A 16,977-nucleotide genomic window follows, 5' to 3' on the forward strand; every position below is an offset into this window, starting at 1 on the left:
CCGCAAGGTGTGGCAGTTGACCGCTGACCCGAGGGTTGGATCCCAGTTGATGTCGTACCGGGTGAGTAGGCTGTGCGCCACGTGTAGCGCCGTGCCGTTTCCCAGGAGAACCTCGTGCGACTGTTAGCCTCCACCGCTATTCTCATTCTCATCGCGACTGGTCCGACCGCCGCGCCGGCGCAAGCCTCCTCTCCCAGGATCGCGTACGGCTGGGCCTGGCCGGACGGAGCGGGAAAACTCCGTATCGTGCCGCGCGCAGCCAAGCTGGTCACAATGCACTACGGAATCAAGAGTTACCGTCTGAAGCCTCTGGCCGGAGCTAAAGAGATCCGGCTCGACTACTCCTCGGCCTCCTTTTACCGGACGTCGGTCACATGCGACGCCAGGGACAACGGAGGCAAGTACGCTGTGAGCGCCAAGGGCCTCGGCAAGACCGCGTGTGCTCCTGGCGACCTCGCTTTCATTTTCACTCTCGGACCCACGCTGGTCCGCATCGCCTATGACGGCACCAAGGCCACCACGATCCATCAGTTCTGGCCCGGCGTCGCGACTGAGAGACTCAAGACCGCGTTTGGCGCCCTTCGGTACCTCGGAGACGGAACTCCGGGCCCCAGCATCAGCGGCATAGTGAGTTTCACTCCGGAGGGCGGCCAGCCGATGAAACTCGGGTACGACGAAATGGCTGGCTTCACTCGGATCACTGAAGTATGTAGCGCCGACTGGCTCACCGGTGGTGATCCGCGCAACGCGGACGGGGAGGGCGTAGGGTCAATTGCCTGCAACGCCCGTCAGATGACCGCGGTTCTTAAGCGCCTGAAGCACCCCGTTCTCGTCAAAGTTAGCTACTCCCCTTTGGCAGGGGGCATCAGCCGGCTATGGGAAGTCAGCCGCGAAGCCTGACGGTCTAGTGGAAGCCGATATATCGCCCGCTAGTCTAAGTCCTGAGCGTCGGCAGCTCCGTGACGGCAACGTTGACGGCAACGTCCACCACCAACCGTTGAGCAGCTCAACGGCCGCCTTTTGCAGTCATCTCCAGTCTTGGTCAGCACGGGTTAGGTTGGTCGGGTGGGGACCTATGAGGATCTACCGGCGGAGCTGGTGACCGAGCGGCTGCGGTTGCGGCGGTGGGTACCGTCGGATGCCGAGGGGTACCGCGGGTTATGGCTTGAGCGGGATTCACGAGCGATACGTCGGATCGACGCCGAGGGACGCCCGACGGTCGAGGACATGCGCGGCTGGCTCCTCAACAATCCGCTGATGGCGGATCCGGGGCTCGGGTTGCTGCCGATCGAACTGCGAGACACCGGTGAGTTCATTGGGTACTGCGGATTGACTGTCGGCCAGGGGTCTTTCGACGAACCTGAGATCGCGTACGAGTTGGCACAACGAGCTCACGGCCATGGTTATGCGACAGAAGCCGCCCGTGCGGTCATCGAAGCCGCGACGCGAACAGGACGTCGACGACTCTGGGCGACCGTGCGGGAGTGGAACGCACCCTCGTTCCGCGTCCTCGAGAAGCTCGATTTCTATCGAAGCGACCGCATCACCGAGGACGCCGAACGGGGCAACACGATCTGGATGACGCGCGTACTCGATCCATCAGATCTAGCGAGGGGACTGTCGGATTCATCCGGCGGGGAATCGCTTGCCGCTGCCAGCCGCGCCCGATGAGCAGGGACTGACCACACCGTAGGCGGCTGCGGTCCTTCGCTGTGGGCCGGGGCCTGCTCAATCGTTAACGGAGCCGGATCGACGGGGACCCCTCGAAGATCACGATGGGGGCATGGCGGGAGGGAGAGACGCGGTGAGGGACACTGCCCATCCCCGATTGGCAGGCCATTGTATCGCCCCCCATCATGATCTTCCCTCGCCGATCCAGCACCACCGTAATGATTGCTCCGGCACCTCCTGGCCGTCGTCGGACAGCCGGAGCGCAGACAAAGAAGATGCGCCAGCCGTACAGTTCGACCATGACCCGCGACATGCACCCAAAACGCCTGTCCCTCACTCGTACACAATTAGCCTTGGTCACAGTCGTCGCCGCCCTCGTGGGCGGTTTCGTCGCGACATACCTTCCATTCGGGACGGTCCCTCTGCGCGTGGCGGAGGGGCAAGCATGGCTGATGGCTGATGGCAGGGTGGGGTCCTTCCAGGCGGACAACGGGGTCACGACGGCCTTCAGCGCAGACCTGGTGTGGACAAATGCCAACGGCCAGACCACAGCAGGCGTTCGCCCATCCTGTCTCTGGGAAACTCAGGCCCACGCACCACTCAGTAGAGGGGCCAAGGTCGAAGCCGGGTACCGCTGGGTCAAGACGCCGGATGGGGTCAGTTCCCCCATCGTTGCCTGGCTGAAGTGCCTTTAGCTACCTCATCGGAGCATCCGGAATATGCCCGGAATGAGCGGGGTGTGGTGCGTGACGCCGTACGGCGGGAGCGAGGGAAACCCGCAGGTCAGCCAAAATTTGCGGCAGGGCACGGCGATGTGTGATTCAGGGGCCCGTGAGCAGCTCAGAGGACGAGGTTTGGCCAGCCTATCTCGAGATCTTGAGCATACCCGCGATCTCGCGGGGCAGCTCCTCCGGCGGTCGGCCCTTACAATGTCGGCCTGCAATTCATGGGCGACGCGATACTCGTCCGAAAACGCAGCCTCTGATCAGGGAATCTCTTGATCGCTGCATGTGAGTTTCGCCGCAGCCCTACGATCAGTTCATGCGAGCTGCGTATAACGAGGCGTTGGTGATGCTCGGGTACGTGCTGGGCACGGTCATCACGCCCGTCGTCGGCGGTTGGGCGAGTGAGTGGGTTGGCGGGAAGCTGCTCAACGAGACCATGCTCATGTGTGCCCTGTTGTTCGAGGTTGCGTTCCTCTTCAGCCTTGCTCGGCTCCTCTTTCGAGGGTCGCGCTGGCTCGTCCGCACATCTGTACGGCGTTGGCGGACGCCGAAAGCGCAGGAACCCTCATCATCAGCCCTTAATCGCGTGCCATAAGCGTGCCAGTCACAGCGGGGAATCGAAGGTATGGTCGGGCAGGCCTTGAGCGCCTGCGACCAGCTCCGAAGCAGGTTGAGCGATAGTGACCGAACTCTTCCGAACTGGTGAACCAGCGTCGGGGTTGGTACCGTACGCCGGTGTTCACTATCCGTATGAACGAGGCGGCGGCATCTGCGCTTCAACCGCTGGCACCTGCCGATCCGACATCCGCCGTCCCAGTTGTCAGTCAGGCTCTACGTGACAAGTTCGCCCAGGGGCTCACGTACAACGAAGGCGCTCTGACCTTCGCTGAGCACGATGGCCAATGGGTGGCTGCGCCGGCTTCTGCGTCGGCAGCGATCGTCAAGATGGGCTGGCAGGATCTGACCGGCTATGAGTGCAACGTCAACGCTTTTCATTTGGAGGACTACGCGCCGGTACATGTGGCGATCAGCGATGACAGGCGACCTCAGATCAGGTACGAGGATCAGGTCATGTTGCTGCGGCTCGGCCTGGTTGTAGCGGACAGCCTGTTTGGTCTTATCCAAGCCCTGCCAGAGCCAGTTCCCGTCCGATGCGTTATCAACGCGAACGACACCGCCGCTACGTTTCGCTTTCACCAGATCCGCTCAGGGGAAGACTGGGTCAATCTTGAGTTGGATGAGTACCGGATGGACATGATGGTCGTCGTTGACCGCCATCCCTGATCAGAGATCAACTCCTGTAAGCGTGCCCGCTGGGAGTCGTTGTACGACCCGCGGATGAAGAGGCTCCGCGTCAGAGCGGGGTGAGGACGCAGAACTCGTTGCCTCCCGAAGCCTTCGGGATCGAGGTTGGTCACCCGGGCTCCTCGCTGGAGATACCCCAGCCGAGCGCAGAGCGGGCCAGAGGGGGCCATAGACCACTCCTGTGACGCCAACGATTGAGGCCGGGCCTTGCCCCGGCCATGGCTGGGCGCTAGGGTCAGCCGGGTGACTGCCGGGTCGGCCATGGGCCATTCACGAGTGAGGCACCCGGTCTCAGCGTGAGCATGAGGCGGGCAAGAGCCCCGCCGCTCTCTCCGTGTCTTCCCTTCCGGCGCCCCCGCACGCGGCGCCTCATCCCAGCGGAACCCAAGACCCGGAGAGGCACCACAGATGCCAGATGACCAGCAGCATCAGCACAAGCTCCCCATCATGACCGTCCAACTCGATCACACCGTTGTTCACGCCACGGATCGGCAACTGTCAGCCGAGTTCATCGCCGCGATCCTTGGACTGAAGGTCGGCACCCCTGTCGGGCCGTTCCTGCCCGTGGACCTCGGCAACGGCGTGACGCTCGACTACTACGAAAAGCGTGACGAGCCGATCCAGTCGCAGCACTACGCCTTCCTCGTGCCCGACGATCAGTTCGACGCCATGATCGACCGCCTGGAAGCGATCGCGGTCACCTACTACGCCGACCCCGACCACATCGAACCTGGCCAGATCAACCGCCTGTTCGGCGGCCGTGGAACGTACTTCGCCGACCCGGACGGCCACAACATGGAGATCATGACCCGGCCCTACGCCCGGCCCTGAAGCCTCGGGGGCCGTTAATGCCTGTTCAAGGGGCGCGCTGAGGATCAGTCATATGACGACGCCGACGACGTCCGACAGGGGGATTGTTCCGTGGTGGGGATCGGTCCGGTAGGCGCGCGAGTCCAACGCCTGGTCCCGGTTGTCGCCCATCACCCAGAGACGGCCCTGGGGTACGGTCACATCGAACTTGAGCAGGTAGATCGGAGGAGCGCCCAGGTAGGGCTCGTCCAGGGGTTCCCCGTCGAGGAGCACTTTGCCCGCGGGGTCACAGCAGGCCACTCTGCTCCCCGGAACACCGATCACGCGTGCGATATGCTCTCTCGCCCCTGATCGGCCGTCGCTCCACGAGCGGGGGGCGTGGAAGATGATGATGTCGCCGACTTTCGGCGTGTAGTCGCCATGGGTCAGGCGGGCGTCCACCCGGCTGCCGTGCTTGATCGTCGGTTCCATGGAGCGGCCCGGGACCGTGAACGCCTTCTGCCGTCCGGTGATCCTGTCGGCGACGGCACAACTGGCGGAAGCCGCTGTGAGCAGGATGGCGAGCAGTACGTGGAGCGCCCGGTTGGTCATCCCCGCATTGTCGAGCACGGACGGACAAGTGATCTTTCCGTTCGATCACGATCGCGTTGCGGGGTTACGCGGCATGCCGAACGCATCGAAGCCATGGGAACGCTCCTCCGGTTTCACGAAGGTCACGTACCCCGAAGTACCCATATGATCGTGATTATGCGTCGAGGCGTGGTGACGGTTGTGGCCGCACTGGTGGTGGCGGGCTGCACAGCCGAGTCGGAGCGGCCCGTGCCACCTCCTGCGGTCGCGTTCACGCGGGGGATGGCGGAGGCGGTCCTCGCCGAGGTCGTCGCCGGAGTCGGCAGGAACGGCGTCGCCGATTTCTGCGCCACGTTCGCGCGGAGCAAGGAGACATGCGACATTCTCCTGAGAGATGCCCTTCGAGGGTGTCTCCTGCCCGGAGACAAGCCGACCGTGAAGAGCGCGGTACGTCTGCCGGCCACAGGCAAGTCCGAAGAGACCTGGCGGTTGGTGGTTCAGGGGAGAACGCTCGACGGCCAGAAGTACGTTTCGGATTTTCCGGTCATCCGATCGGCGGGTGTGCCGAAGGCGGCATTAGCCATCTACTGGATCGGCTTGGGCTACGGCGAGGATATGGATGACCCGCCGGACTACACGGTCATCCCACAGAACGCCTGCCCCAAATAACAGTGTCACGCCGCCTCTCTACAGTTCGGCGGCGCGGTCGAGCAGCGCGCGGCGTTCGGCCTCCTGCGCGCAGTCCTCGGCCAAGGTCCAATCACCTGTGACACGGATCAGCGTCGCGACGATGCGGGGGTACGCGTCGACCGCCACGATCGACGGACCCTCGTCCGGACGACTATCCGGAAATGAATTGCTGCGGCGGCTGACCGAGCCCGATCGTCAGGAGACGGCCACCGCTTCGGTCGCGACGGCGTCGTCGTCCGAGGATCTGGCCGGGTGTGCGGGAATGGCCGAGGCGGTGGCGGCCGCGAGGAGCGCGATGCCACAGCCGATCAGCATGCAGGTGCGGAAGCCGCTTTCGGACGGCAGGGTGTGACCGCCCAGCCGCACGGTCATCTGGGCCAGGACGACGCCGACCAACGCGGCCGACACCGAGGTGCCGATGGAGCGCATCAGGGAGTTGAAGCTGTTGGCCGCGGCGGTGTCCGACGGGGGAACCGCCCCCATGATCAGTGCCGGCATCGCCCCGTAGGCCACCCCGATGCCCATGTTGCAGACGCAGGCGACGATGAGCAGGCCCCACGTCGACCCGAGCAAGGCCATCGAGGATCCGTACCCGAGCGCGATGACCAGGCTGCCGACGATCAGGGTGACCTTGGGCCCGCGGGCGGCCGACAGGCGTCCGCCGAGCGGTGAGACCGCCGTCATCACCAGGCCGGAGGGGGCCATCCACAGGCCGGCGGCCAGCATCGACTGGCCCAGGCCGTACCCGGTGGCCTCGGGCAACTGCAGGACCTGCATCACCACCAGCGACTGGGCGTACATCGCGAAACCGACCAGGATCGAGGCCAGGTTGGTCAGCAGCACCTGCTTGCGTGCGGTTACGCGCAGGTCGACCAGCGGGTCGCTCCGCCGCAGCTCCCACCAGCCCCACACCACCAGGATGATCGGCGATGCGGCGAGCAGCCCGATGGTGGTGCCGCTCGCCCAGCCCCAGTCGGCCCCGTTGGAGACCCCCAGCAGCAGGCACACCAGACCGGCGCCCAGGCCGAGCACGCCGACCACGTCGAGACGGCCGGTGGCCCGCGTGGGCGTGGCAGGCACGAGCAGCCAGATCAGTACGGCGACCAGCGCGCTCAGTGCGGCCGAGCCCCAGAACAGGGCCCGCCAGCTCGCGTACTCGGCGACCGTCGAGGCGATCGGCATGGCGACCGCTCCGCCGATGCCCATGGACGAGCTCATCAGCGCGATGGCGGAGTGCAGCCGCTCGGGCGGGAGCAGATCGCGCATGGCGCTGATGCCCAGGGGGATCACGCCCATGCCCATCCCCTGCAGGCCCCGACCGATGATCATCGGGGCCGCGGTGTCGGCCAGCGCACTGATCACCGACCCGGCGATGAGTGGAAATGTGCTGATCAGCAGCATGCGGCGTTTGCCGTACAGGTCGCCGAGCCGGCCGATCACCGGCGTGGTGACCGCTCCCGCCAGCAGCGTGACGGTGATCACCCAGGCGGCGCCGGAGGGCGTGGTGTGCAGCATGCTCGGTAGTTGACCGATCAGCGGCACCACCAGGGTGTGCATGAACGCGGCGACGACGCCGGTCACCGCCAGCACGCTGACGATCCCGCCGGAGCGTGTGGTGGGCGTGGAGTCGGCCACGTGTATCTCTCTTTTCAGGACAAATCTGAGCAAAACGCATGATACATAACTGTGATTTAGGCATTCCTAAGTGGTCGCGGACATGAGGAGGCAGCGGAGCGCGTCGAGGTACGGCTGTGCCGGACCACGTCGGCGGCGGGAGGTGGCGATGCCGATGAAACGGCAAGGGCTGGGCGGCTCGAGCGGGATCGCGACCAGGTCGTCGGCCTGCGTCAGGGCGATCGACGGAATGAGGGCGATGCCCACGCCCGCGCCGACCAGGGACTGGGCGAAGAGATAGTCAGTCGCGCCGCACGAGATCCGCAGTTCGAATCCGGCGAGATCCGCGTAGTGCCGGAGGAGATCGAGGGTCTTCATACAGCCGAGGACCCATCGCTCCCCGGCGAGCTCGGCCAGATGGATGCTCCTCCGGCGGGCGTGGGGGTTGGCGTGAGGAAGGACGACGCGGAGCGGGTCGCTGATCAGCGGCGCCCAGTCCAGGCCCGAACGGTCGCCGGGCCGCGCGGGCGGCGGACCGTCGAAGTGGTAGGCGAGGGCCAGATCGGCGCGTCCCTCGCGGACGAGCGGGAGGCTGTCTTCCGGTTCGCGTTCGAGGATCGTCAGCTCGACACCGGGATGGTCGGCGACGAAGCGGGAGAGCGCCGGAGGCAGGAGGGCACGGCCTCCGCTGGCGAAGGTCGCGATGGTGAGCCGGTCGCGGTCCGCGGCCAACACGCCCAGGCAGGCGGCCGTCGCGCGGCGGGTGTTCGAGGGGCGCACCCGACGCTACGTCATGACCTCGACGATCGAGGTGTACGCCGACCTCGATGGGCCGCCGTTCGCCGAGGACGCGATCGATCCGACCACATGGCCGGTGCGCATCGATGCGCCCTGGGACGATCCGGAGTATCTCGACCGCAACTACGGCGAGGGGAAGCGCCAGGCGGAGGCGGTCTTCACCCGGGACGCCGCGTTCGGCTTCGTCAGTGTGCGGTCCGCGCACGTGCTCGGCGGTGCGGACTTCACCGGTCGCCTCGACCACTACGTGCGGAGGATCCGTATGGGCCTTCCGGTGATCGTGCACGAGGATCCCCGGCCGTCGTCGTTCATCCACGAGCGGGAGATCGCGGAGTTTCTGGCCTGGGTCGCGGGAACAGGCTTCATCGGGCCGGTCAACGCCTGTTCGCACGGGACGCTGGACGTCCGGCAGCTGTGCCGGGCGATCGGGGAAGCCGTGTACGCGGTCGGCACGGACACCTCGCCGTTCTCCTTCGGCCGCTCCTATGCCATGGACAACGGACGGGCGGTCGGTCTCGGCTTCGCCTTCTCGCATATCGACGAGTGGCTGCCGCAGGTCGTACGGGACGTCCTCAAGAAGGACACCCTGAAGCAGGAGGACAGGACATGCGCATCCGCATGATCGGAGACGTACCCGTGTTCGCCGTCGGACTCGGGGCGATGCCGCTGTCCATCGAAGGCCGCCCCGACGAAGCCCAGGCGATCGCCACCATCCATGCCGCCCTCGACGCGGGCGTCACACTGCTCGACACCGCGGACTCCTATCACTGGCACCACGATGAGGTCGGCCACAACGAACGGCTCATCGCACGAGCACTGGCCAGGTATGGCGGGGATGCCGGCGGTGTCCTCATCGCGACGAAGGGTGGGCGTGGCCGCCTCGGAGACGGCTCCTGGACGGTGAACGGCGATCCACGCCACCTCAGACGGGCGTGCGAGGCGTCGCTCAAGCGCCTCGGCGTCGAGGTGATCGGGCTCTACCAGCTCCACAAACCCGACCCCGGCGTTCCCTTCGCCGAGTCGGTCGGCGCGCTTCGCGACCTGCTCGACGAAGGGAAGATCCGAATGGCCGGGATATCGAACGTCGACAGCGAGCAGATCCGCCAGGCGCGGCGGGAACTCGGCGGCGGCCTGGTCTCCGTACAGAACCGCTGCTCGCCGGCCGTACGGGACGGTGACGCCGAGCTCCGCCTGTGTTCCGAGCTCGGCATCGCCTTCCTGCCGTGGAGCCCCCTCGGCGGGATCTCCCGCAGTGCGCTGGATTCCGAAGGCCCCACCGGACGGACCGCGTTCCACGAGATCGCCGATGAACACGGGGTGAGCCCCCAGCAGGTCTGCCTCGCCTGGCATCTGGCCGCATCACCCCGGGTCATCCCGATCCCTGGCGCAAGCCGTCCCGCGTCGATCCGGGATTCGGCCCGGGCCGTGGAGCTGACGCTGACCGCCGAGGAACTCGCCAGGTTGCACTCGGCCGCGGATGGTTTCGCCGCGTCGGCCGGGTAGCACATCTCAGTCGGGAGGCCCGACCAGAGGGTCGCGAGGCGAATTGCTGGACGGAGCATTGACCGGCACAAGGTTGTACGGACGTTGGTCCGCCATAACGTTGGACGTGAAGCTCATCGATCCAATGGACTGCCCACGCTCTCATGGGGACCGGAACACCTCCGCGAGCGGCGGCAGGGAACAGGGGACTCCCGTGATCGAGATGGCACGGCCGATCGCGCTGCTGCTCGCCCGCGTCGCTCTCGGCTTCATCTTCTTCGCGCATGGTTGGGAGAAGTTCGTGGTGTCGGGCATCGACGCCACGGCCGCCTACCTTCGGTCGGAGAGTGTGCCGCTTCCCTGGGTCGCCGCTCTGGGAACGGCCATCCTCGAGCTGGTCGGAGGCGCGGCCTTGGTGCTCGGGCTGCTGCTTCCGGTGTTCGGCATGCTGTTCACGCTCGACATGCTGGGAGCGTTCATCTTCGTCCATGCCGACAAGGGCATTTTCGTGAGCACCGACGGCTTCGAGCTCGTCCTGGGGCTGGCCGCGGCCAGCCTAGCGATCGCCTTCAGCGGCGGTGGGATGCTGGCCGCCGACAGCCGGCTGCGGAGGCACCGGGCGAAGGCCGCCGAACACGCCGTGCGGTGAAGCGCGCCGGCCGTACTGGCCGTACCACCCAGGTCGCGAGAGACTGGCGACATCACTTCCGTCGCACCACTCACGGCAGCAGGGAGCACGCCTGATGGCACAGCCACAGCCTACGTTCGTGATCGTCGGAGCAAGCCTGGCCGGGGCGAAGGCGGCCGAGGCGCTGCGCGGGCACGGGTTCGACGGCCGGATCGTGCTGCTGGGGGACGAGCAGGAGCGTCCGTACGAGCGTCCGCCGCTGTCCAAGGGATTTCTGCAGGGCAAACAGGAGCGGGAGAAGATCTTCGTGCACCCGCCGGAGTGGTACGCCGACCAGCGCGTCGATCTGCGGCTGGGCAGCACGGTCGGCGCCATCGACCGGGACCGGCGGGTGGTGACCGTCTCCGGCGGCGACCGGGCCGGTGGGGAAGAGATCGGCTACGACAAACTGCTGCTGACCACCGGCGCATCCCCGCGCCGCCTTCCCGTCCCCGGCGCCGACCTCGACGACGTCCTCTACCTGCGCGGCGTCGGCGACTCCGAACGTATCCGGCAGGTCTTCCAGACCGCCTCCCGCGTCGTCTTCGTCGGGGGAGGCTGGATCGGCCTGGAGGTGGCCGCCGCCGCCCGGGAGGCCGGCGTCGACGCGACCGTTCTGGAGGCGGACGAGCTGCCGCTGCTGCGCGTCCTGGGCCCGCGGATCGCATCCGTCTTCGCCGATCTGCACCGCGAGCACGGCGTGGACCTGCGGCTCGGGGCGCAGGTCACCGAGATCGTGAACGATGGCGGTCGCGCCACCGGGGTGCGGCTCGCTGACGGCACCCGGATCGACGGCGACGCTGTCGTGGTCGGCATCGGCGTCACTCCCAACACCCGGCTCGCCGCCGAGGCCGGTCTGGAGGTCGACAACGGCATCGTTGTCGACGCCTCCCTGCGGACCAGTGACCCGGACATATACGCGGCCGGTGACGTGGCCAACGCCTTCCACCCCCTGCTCGGCAGGCACATCCGCGTGGAGCACTGGGCCAATGCCCTGAACCAGCCCCAGGCGGCCGCGCGTTCGATGCTGGGCGAGCCCGTGGCGTACGACCGTGTCCCGTACTTCTTCACCGACCAGTACGACCTCGGCATGGAGTACGCCGGCTACACCGAGCCTGGTCGCAACGACGACGTGGTCGTACGCGGCGACCTCGCCCGGCGGGAGTTCATCGCGTTCTGGCTGGCGGACGGCCGGGTGCTGGCCGGGATGAACGTGAACATCTGGGACGTCGTAGAGCAGATCCAGGGCCTGATCCACTCGGGCGTCCAGGTAGACCGGGACCGGCTCGCCGACCCCGACGTCCCCCTGGACCAGTTGACCGCCGGTTGACCGCCGGCCGGGCCGCCAGGTTGTCGTGGCCCGCGCAGCGTGCCGGTCAAGGGCATCAGCTTTCGTGCGCTGACCGACCTACAGGATGATCTCGAGCATGTCTTCGGGAAGGACTGGTTGCAGTGACCTCGATCTCCCACAAGGTGACCTTCCGCGTTAGCCGCGAACGCGCTCTCGATCTGGACGCTGAAATCTGGTACGCCGGTCCCGTAGACGCTCCGATCCGCTCGGGGGTGTCCGCGGAGACCCTTGTGGAACTGCGAGCGGCGGTCGAGTCGGTCAAGCACTTCGTGCTGGGTGTTCCAGAGGACGTGAACGTCACCGTCGAGTACCTCTACGATCTTCCTGGGGTCTCTGCCGAAGTTTGGCGGGCACACCGGGAGTTACGGGCTCGACTGTGCGATGCGGGTCTCTCCGAGGGTGATCGAGTCGAGTTGTTGCTGTCCGCTTGAGAGCTTCTGTCCATGGGCTCTCGATGGGTTCTCGTGACCCAATTCCTCTGACTCCTCCTATGCCTATGCCTATGCCTAGGCCGAGGATGCGGATTGATGAACGACTTCGTGATACGACGGGCCAGGGCTGCTGACCTTGAGCAGATCGTACGAGTGCTCGCCGACTCGTGGGGGAGTACGAGCGTCGTGGTCCACGGCCAGGTCTACAACGCGTCGACCCTGCCCGCGCTGCTGGCCGAACGAGACGGCGAACTCGCGGGCCTGCTCACGTACACGATCGTGGACGACGGCCTGGAGATCGTCACGCTGGACGCGCTCACGCGTCACGGTGGGGTGGGTACGGCGCTGCTGGAGGTGGTGACCGGGATCGCGGAGGAGGCGGGGCTTCGGCGGGTCTGGCTGGTCACGACCAACGACAACCTTGACGCGCTCCGCTTCTATCAGCGTCGGGGGTTGCGCATCGTGAAGGTGGATCCGGGTGCGGTCGATGTGGCGAGGAGGCACAAGCCGTCGATTCCGGCGATCGGTGACCACGGCATCGAGATCCACGATGAGTTGACCTTGGAGCTGCTCCTTCCGGCCGGATCCGCTCGACCCTGACCAACGATCTTTAATGTCGGCCTGGCCATTCATGTGCCGCTCGTGCGCGAAGCCTGCGCGGTGGACCCGGCTGCGGTACGGATGACCGACCATTGCCGACAGTGACCGGCGTGTTACTGAAATGGCACTACGGGCTGCGTTCGGTGTGTGTAAAGCTGACGAGGTGGAGACCCTGATCCGAGCGATATTGACGGGCGAAAAGGACCAGCTTGGCCAGATACCCGCGGCTGATGTGGCCAAGCTGATTCTGGGGCTGCAGCAGGCACTGGCGGCAGCCGCATCGACTGTGGTGCGTCAGCGTCGCAAGGGAGTAACCGGTAGGCATCCGGCAGCGATCGAGGCCGCCTCTCGACTTGCCTTCCGGGGGGTCGAGCCGGGGAGCGTTCAGACCCTGTTCGCTCTCCCGGACCTCGGCGCTGACGCCGACGGCGACTCATTCGAGTTCGGGGATATTCCGGATCTTGCTCAGCTGGCTTTCGACCGACTGGTGCGTTCATTCTCCTCCAGCGACCCTGACCCCACGCTCGCCAGGGCTATCGCCAAACTGGGCGATGAACTCAACGTGGGCTCGGGCGGCCGTACTCTGCGGCTTGTCTCCGGAAACGGCATGTCCTCCGGAATCCTCGACCATTCGGTACGGGTCCGCATGAATCGCTATATTCGCAAGCAACCCGTCCAGCGTGACGACGTCCTCGTCGGCAGTCTCGTCGAAGCCGACTTCGAGAGGCACACCGCTCGACTTCAACCCGCGGCGGGGCCACCCGTCCAGGTCACCTTCCCTGAAGAGATGGCGGACGCTGTTCAAGAATGTCTTCGGCGTATTACCGAATTTACCGGAAATGTCACATTTGATCCTGGGTCGCTGGTGGCCTTGAAGATCGAGCTTGACAGGCTGTCCGCAGCCGATCCTCTCGAGTTGGAGATCGAGAGTGATTCCTTCTGGCATCATCAGACGGTCGACCAGTTGGCGCGAGAGCAAGGGGTTCGCGGCCCGCAAAGGATCGAAGACTTGCATACTGATCTGAAGCTCACCTCGGAGGAGATCGAAGCGTTCTTCGCTGTGGTCGACGAATGACACCCGCAGACGTGCCAGGCGGTCCCCTCCTGGTGGACACCAATGTCGCCTCCTTCGTGTACCTTCAGAAGCCGAACAGCGGATGGGAGAATTTCGCGGCGCTGATGCAAGGCCACGTGCTGTGCATGAGTTTCGCCTCGGTCGCCGAGATGTTGGTCATGGCCCACCGGAATTCATGGGGTCCTGCGAGAAGGCGCGACCTGATCAACCACGTGCGCCTGTATACCGTGCTCAAGTTCGATATCGAAGTATGCAAGACATGGGCACCCATGTACGCGAAGCTGCGTGGGCAGCTAAAGGGCGAGGGCGTCAATGATCTGTGGACAGCTGCATGTGCCATGGCGCAGAACCCGCCGCTCCCGATCATCACCGACGATCTCACAGATTTTGGAACGATCGGAAAGCATTTCGAGCTTACGCTTGTCCACCCCACCCTTTGAGGTCGTGTTCCGACCCAGGGCTGATAATTAGACGAGCTGGAGTCGGCCTTCCCCCTGCGGCGATGTCCTCATCTTTTACCGGCCCTCCGATCGGGGAGGTAGCACATGATCGGCAGACTGCAGTGTGTGGTGGTGGACTGTCCTGACGCCTTGGAGCTCGCGCGCTTCTACCAGTCGGTCCTCGGAGGCGAGCTCAACCGGCCGGATCCCCGGTGGGCGCTCAGCGATGACTGGGCGACGCTGCACACCGACTCCGGCCTCGTGCTCGCCTTCCAGGGCGTGGATGAGTACGTGCCGCCCCGCTGGCCGGATCCGGCCCGTCCCCAGCATTTCCATCTGGACGTCGACGTGCCGGATCTCGACCGAGCCCAACGGCAGGTCCTCCGGCTCGGTGCCACGCTGCTCGACGACGGCGGCGGGACCCGTGGATGGCGGGTCTACGCCGACCCCGCGGGGCACCCCTTCTGTCTCGTACGCGGCTGAATGGGCGATGTGTATCACACCGCCGCAGTCCGAGGCGGTGTGCGCCACCCATCTGTTCTCACGGAGGCCCATCGTCAGGTCAGCCGGGTCCGGAGCATCGTGCGGAGAGATCGCGGGTCGATGCCGGCGTCGGTCATGACTCTCACCCCCAGGCCCTCGCCATCCCTGAGGATGCCGAGCAGGATGTGGCCATCGCGGATTTCCTTGCTCTTCATCGCGAGCGCCTCGCGCAGCGAAAGCTCCAGGGTTTTCTTCGCTCGGGAGGTGATGGGAATGTGGCGGCCGCTGCGCAGCGTCCCGCGATGATTCAGGCTGGGCGGGCGGTCGAGGGAGCCAGGACCGAAGGCGGCCTCGACCTTCTCCCGGACGGCTGACAGGTCGATGCCGATCATCTCCAGGGCGTCGGCGTCGAGGTCTTCGGCCGGACTGCCCAGAAGCCGGGTGATCGAGTTGAGTGCCCGTTCGTGGTCGAGCCCGTGGTCGTTCAGCAGCTGCGCCGACAGGCTCTCGGGCTGCCGCAGGAGGCCCAGGAGCAGGTGTTCGGTGCCGATGTGGGTGTGACGCAGCCCTCGCGCCTCTTCTTGGGCACGCTTGACCACCTGCCGGGCATCCTCGGTGAAACGCTCGAACATCGCTACTTCTCCCGCCTTATCAGTCCTCGTCCACCCGCGTACTTCTTGTGCACCGCCTGGCGCGAGACGCCCAGCAGCAGCGCGATGTCCTGCCAGGACCACCCCGCTTCACGTGCGTTCTCCACCTGGAGCGCCTCGAGCCGCTCGACCAGTAGTCGCAGTGCCCGTACGGCACGCAGGCCGATGGCCGGGTCCCGGTTGCTCGCGTCGGCGGCCAACTTCGCCGTGTCGTTCATGATGTCAACCTACGTTGACGCGACTCGGCTGTCAACCTACGTTGACGCCACTTTCTGCAGGGCTCGTGGGCGTCAGAGTTCGCCGAGGCCGAGGCAAGATCGACGAACTGACCGCCGGCTACCGGACAGGCCTCTAAGATCACGAGAATTCCGGCTTTTCCGGTCCAACTGATCAAGGGGGGAAGACGTGGTCGGCAACGTGCAGTGTGTGGTGCTGGACTGCTCCGATGCGGTGGCTCTCGCCCGCTTCTACCAGTCGATTCTCGGCGGCGAGGTCAACCGGCCCGATCCTCGCTGGAGGGTCAGAGACACCTGGGCGACACTGCACACCGCTTCCGGTCTGGTGCTCGCGTTCCAGGGCGTGGACGAGTACGTGCCGCCCTGCTGGCCGGATCCGGCCCGCCCGCAGCATTTCCATCTGGACGTCGACGTGCCGGACCTCGACCAGGCCCAGCGGCAGGTCCTCCGACTCGGTGCCGCGTTGCTGGACGACGGCGACGGGACACGCGACTGGCGGGTCTTCGCCGACCCCGCCGGCCATCCCTTCTGCCTGATTCGCAACTGAGCGCGTGATCTCGTACGGCCCCGCCGTTCAGGCGATCGCGCGGGCGGCGCCGAACGACTCCGCCAGGGCCGTACGGAAATGCGTGGTACGCGAATTTTTCGCAGCCGTATCCTTCGGAGATGGCTGATCACCAGAGGGTCGTCGTCAACGGCATCCGGCTTGCCTACCGCGTCTACGGCCGCGCCGACGCCCCGCCGCTGGTGCTGCTCCACGCGCTGGGCGAGGACTCGACGGACTGGAACGGCGTGATCGACGCCTTCGCCGCGCATCGACGGGTGTACGCCCTCGACCTGCGTGGCCACGGCCGGAGCGACTGGCCGGGGGAGTACGGCCTCGAACTCATGCGGGACGACGTCCTCGGGTTCCTGGACACGCTGTCGCTCGCTCGGGTGGACGTGATCGGACATTCGATGGGCGGGATGGTGGCCTACCTGCTGGCCGAGGAGCACCCGGGGCGGGTGGGCCGGCTGGCACTGGAGGACATCGGGGCCCCGATGCCGCGCGAGCGGCGCGTTCCCGCCAGACCGGACGGGCCGCTGCCGTACGACTGGGCGATGGTGACGGCCATTAGGGCCCAGATCGACGACCCCGACCCGGTCTGGCTGGAGCGGCTGCAGGAGATCACCGCGCCCACGCTCGTCGTGGGCGGCGGACCGGCCAGCCCCATGCCGCAGGAGCGGGTCGCCGAGTTGGCCCGCCGCATCCGCGACAGCCGGCACGTCACCATCCCCGCCGGCCACCTCGTCCATCAGGCCGACCCCGAGGCGTTCACGAGAGCCGTGCTGGCGTTCCTGCTGGGTACGGAAGATCCGCCGCGGTGACGGGTCCCGCC

General features: G+C 66.0%; 22 protein-coding genes. 16 read left to right on the top strand and 6 right to left on the bottom strand.

From position 1 onward, the window contains the following. Positions 1 to 114 precede the first annotated feature (114 nt). From Mth01_RS09005 to Mth01_RS09020, 4 genes are all read left to right on the top strand, one after another. Entirely contained in the window at positions 115 to 900 is a 786-nt protein-coding gene (locus tag Mth01_RS09005) for a hypothetical protein (RefSeq protein WP_204014333.1), read from the top strand. A gap of 165 nt (positions 901 to 1,065) precedes the next feature. After that, the gene (locus Mth01_RS09010) at positions 1,066 to 1,671 is read left to right on the top strand and encodes a GNAT family N-acetyltransferase (RefSeq protein ID WP_204014335.1); all 606 of its coding nucleotides are present in this window, start codon (positions 1,066 to 1,068) and stop codon (positions 1,669 to 1,671) included. Positions 1,672 to 3,131: 1,460 nt separating this feature from the next. Further along, positions 3,132 to 3,680: a hypothetical protein gene (locus Mth01_RS09015; protein WP_204014337.1), complete on the top strand. Its 549-nt coding sequence runs from the start codon at positions 3,132 to 3,134 to the stop codon at positions 3,678 to 3,680. Between the two features lie 468 nt (positions 3,681 to 4,148). Next, a complete protein-coding gene (locus tag Mth01_RS09020; RefSeq protein ID WP_204014339.1) occupies positions 4,149 to 4,532 on the top strand; it encodes a VOC family protein in 384 nt (127 codons plus the stop codon). Positions 4,533 to 4,580: 48 nt separating this feature from the next. On the opposite strand, the gene lepB is transcribed toward Mth01_RS09020, so the two are convergent. Then, positions 4,581 to 5,102 (bottom strand): signal peptidase I, encoded by a 522-nt coding sequence (lepB, locus tag Mth01_RS09025; RefSeq protein ID WP_204014341.1) that lies wholly within the window; start codon positions 5,100 to 5,102, stop codon positions 4,581 to 4,583. A 144-nt stretch (positions 5,103 to 5,246) separates the two neighbouring features. On the opposite strand from lepB, the gene Mth01_RS09030 reads away from it, so the two are divergent. Further along, positions 5,247 to 5,750 (top strand): hypothetical protein, encoded by a 504-nt coding sequence (locus Mth01_RS09030; protein WP_204014344.1) that lies wholly within the window; start codon positions 5,247 to 5,249, stop codon positions 5,748 to 5,750. Positions 5,751 to 5,768: 18 nt separating this feature from the next. Here the strand turns inward: Mth01_RS09030 and Mth01_RS30120 are convergent, their stop codons facing one another. From Mth01_RS30120 to Mth01_RS09040, 3 genes are all read right to left on the bottom strand, one after another. After that, complete coding sequence (locus Mth01_RS30120) at positions 5,769 to 5,897, bottom strand: hypothetical protein (protein ID WP_275408911.1); 129 nt, start codon at positions 5,895 to 5,897, stop codon at positions 5,769 to 5,771. Positions 5,898 to 5,966: 69 nt separating this feature from the next. Continuing rightward, a complete protein-coding gene (locus tag Mth01_RS09035) occupies positions 5,967 to 7,406 on the bottom strand; it encodes an MFS transporter (RefSeq protein ID WP_239089492.1) in 1,440 nt (479 codons plus the stop codon). A gap of 66 nt (positions 7,407 to 7,472) precedes the next feature. Continuing rightward, entirely contained in the window at positions 7,473 to 8,120 is a 648-nt protein-coding gene (locus Mth01_RS09040) for a LysR substrate-binding domain-containing protein (protein ID WP_239089493.1), read from the bottom strand. Here Mth01_RS09040 and Mth01_RS09045 point away from each other — a divergent pair. From Mth01_RS09045 to Mth01_RS09085, 9 genes are all read left to right on the top strand, one after another. Continuing rightward, entirely contained in the window at positions 8,092 to 8,805 is a 714-nt protein-coding gene (locus Mth01_RS09045; protein WP_204014769.1) for a Rossmann-fold NAD(P)-binding domain-containing protein, read from the top strand. The genes Mth01_RS09040 and Mth01_RS09045 overlap by 29 nt on opposite strands. Continuing rightward, the gene (locus Mth01_RS09050; protein WP_204014351.1) at positions 8,790 to 9,686 is read left to right on the top strand and encodes an aldo/keto reductase; all 897 of its coding nucleotides are present in this window, start codon (positions 8,790 to 8,792) and stop codon (positions 9,684 to 9,686) included. Before Mth01_RS09045 ends, Mth01_RS09050 begins: the two co-directional genes overlap by 16 nt. 202 nt (positions 9,687 to 9,888) lie before the next feature. Further along, entirely contained in the window at positions 9,889 to 10,314 is a 426-nt protein-coding gene (locus Mth01_RS09055) for a DoxX family protein (protein ID WP_239089505.1), read from the top strand. A 118-nt stretch (positions 10,315 to 10,432) separates the two neighbouring features. After that, the gene (locus Mth01_RS09060) at positions 10,433 to 11,662 is read left to right on the top strand and encodes an NAD(P)/FAD-dependent oxidoreductase (RefSeq protein ID WP_239089494.1); all 1,230 of its coding nucleotides are present in this window, start codon (positions 10,433 to 10,435) and stop codon (positions 11,660 to 11,662) included. A 122-nt stretch (positions 11,663 to 11,784) separates the two neighbouring features. Then, positions 11,785 to 12,114, top strand: coding sequence for a hypothetical protein (locus Mth01_RS09065; protein ID WP_204014360.1), 330 nt, complete (start codon positions 11,785 to 11,787; stop codon positions 12,112 to 12,114). Positions 12,115 to 12,210: 96 nt separating this feature from the next. Then, positions 12,211 to 12,714, top strand: coding sequence for a GNAT family N-acetyltransferase (locus Mth01_RS09070; RefSeq protein ID WP_204014363.1), 504 nt, complete (start codon positions 12,211 to 12,213; stop codon positions 12,712 to 12,714). Positions 12,715 to 12,877: 163 nt separating this feature from the next. Further along, complete coding sequence (locus tag Mth01_RS09075) at positions 12,878 to 13,789, top strand: hypothetical protein (RefSeq protein WP_204014366.1); 912 nt, start codon at positions 12,878 to 12,880, stop codon at positions 13,787 to 13,789. Between the two features lie 32 nt (positions 13,790 to 13,821). Continuing rightward, positions 13,822 to 14,229 carry a PIN domain-containing protein gene (locus Mth01_RS09080; protein WP_204014373.1) on the top strand — a complete coding sequence of 136 codons (408 nt, stop codon included), beginning with the start codon at positions 13,822 to 13,824 and terminating at the stop codon, positions 14,227 to 14,229. A gap of 105 nt (positions 14,230 to 14,334) precedes the next feature. Continuing rightward, positions 14,335 to 14,712, top strand: coding sequence for a VOC family protein (locus Mth01_RS09085; RefSeq protein ID WP_204014375.1), 378 nt, complete (start codon positions 14,335 to 14,337; stop codon positions 14,710 to 14,712). 74 nt (positions 14,713 to 14,786) lie between these two features. Here Mth01_RS09085 and Mth01_RS09090 read toward each other — a convergent pair whose 3' ends face one another. Further along, complete coding sequence (locus tag Mth01_RS09090) at positions 14,787 to 15,344, bottom strand: Clp protease N-terminal domain-containing protein (protein ID WP_204014378.1); 558 nt, start codon at positions 15,342 to 15,344, stop codon at positions 14,787 to 14,789. A gap of 2 nt (positions 15,345 to 15,346) precedes the next feature. Beyond that, the gene (locus Mth01_RS09095) at positions 15,347 to 15,580 is read right to left on the bottom strand and encodes an RNA polymerase subunit sigma-70 (RefSeq protein WP_204014381.1); all 234 of its coding nucleotides are present in this window, start codon (positions 15,578 to 15,580) and stop codon (positions 15,347 to 15,349) included. A 187-nt stretch (positions 15,581 to 15,767) separates the two neighbouring features. Between Mth01_RS09095 and Mth01_RS09100 the strand changes: the two genes are divergently transcribed. Then, positions 15,768 to 16,145, top strand: a complete 378-nt coding sequence (locus Mth01_RS09100; RefSeq protein WP_239089495.1) for a VOC family protein — start codon at positions 15,768 to 15,770, stop codon at positions 16,143 to 16,145. Positions 16,146 to 16,264: 119 nt separating this feature from the next. Then, the gene (locus Mth01_RS09105; protein WP_204014401.1) at positions 16,265 to 16,966 is read left to right on the top strand and encodes an alpha/beta fold hydrolase; all 702 of its coding nucleotides are present in this window, start codon (positions 16,265 to 16,267) and stop codon (positions 16,964 to 16,966) included. The last annotated feature ends 11 nt before the right edge of the window (positions 16,967 to 16,977 follow it).

The sequence above is a fragment of the Sphaerimonospora thailandensis genome (genome assembly GCF_016863115.1).
Taxonomy (GTDB): Bacteria; Actinomycetota; Actinomycetes; order Streptosporangiales; family Streptosporangiaceae; genus Sphaerimonospora; species Sphaerimonospora cavernae.

Bases quoted from the DNA above. Each gene is read 5' to 3' on its own strand.
- Mth01_RS09085 (WP_204014375.1), top strand. From the start codon at position 14,335: ATGATCGGCAGACTGCAGTGTGTGGTGGTGGACTGTCCTGACGCCTTG.
- Mth01_RS09055 (WP_239089505.1), top strand. From the start codon at position 9,889: ATGGCACGGCCGATCGCGCTGCTGCTCGCCCGCGTCGCTCTCGGCTTC.
- lepB (WP_204014341.1), bottom strand. From the start codon at position 5,102: ATGACCAACCGGGCGCTCCACGTACTGCTCGCCATCCTGCTCACAGCG.
- Mth01_RS09030 (WP_204014344.1), top strand. From the start codon at position 5,247: ATGATCGTGATTATGCGTCGAGGCGTGGTGACGGTTGTGGCCGCACTG.
- Mth01_RS09090 (WP_204014378.1), bottom strand. From the start codon at position 15,344: ATGTTCGAGCGTTTCACCGAGGATGCCCGGCAGGTGGTCAAGCGTGCC.
- Mth01_RS09070 (WP_204014363.1), top strand. From the start codon at position 12,211: ATGAACGACTTCGTGATACGACGGGCCAGGGCTGCTGACCTTGAGCAG.
- Mth01_RS09050 (WP_204014351.1), top strand. From the start codon at position 8,790: ATGCGCATCCGCATGATCGGAGACGTACCCGTGTTCGCCGTCGGACTC.
- Mth01_RS09105 (WP_204014401.1), top strand. From the start codon at position 16,265: ATGGCTGATCACCAGAGGGTCGTCGTCAACGGCATCCGGCTTGCCTAC.
- Mth01_RS09020 (WP_204014339.1), top strand. From the start codon at position 4,149: ATGACCGTCCAACTCGATCACACCGTTGTTCACGCCACGGATCGGCAA.
- Mth01_RS09095 (WP_204014381.1), bottom strand. From the start codon at position 15,580: ATGAACGACACGGCGAAGTTGGCCGCCGACGCGAGCAACCGGGACCCG.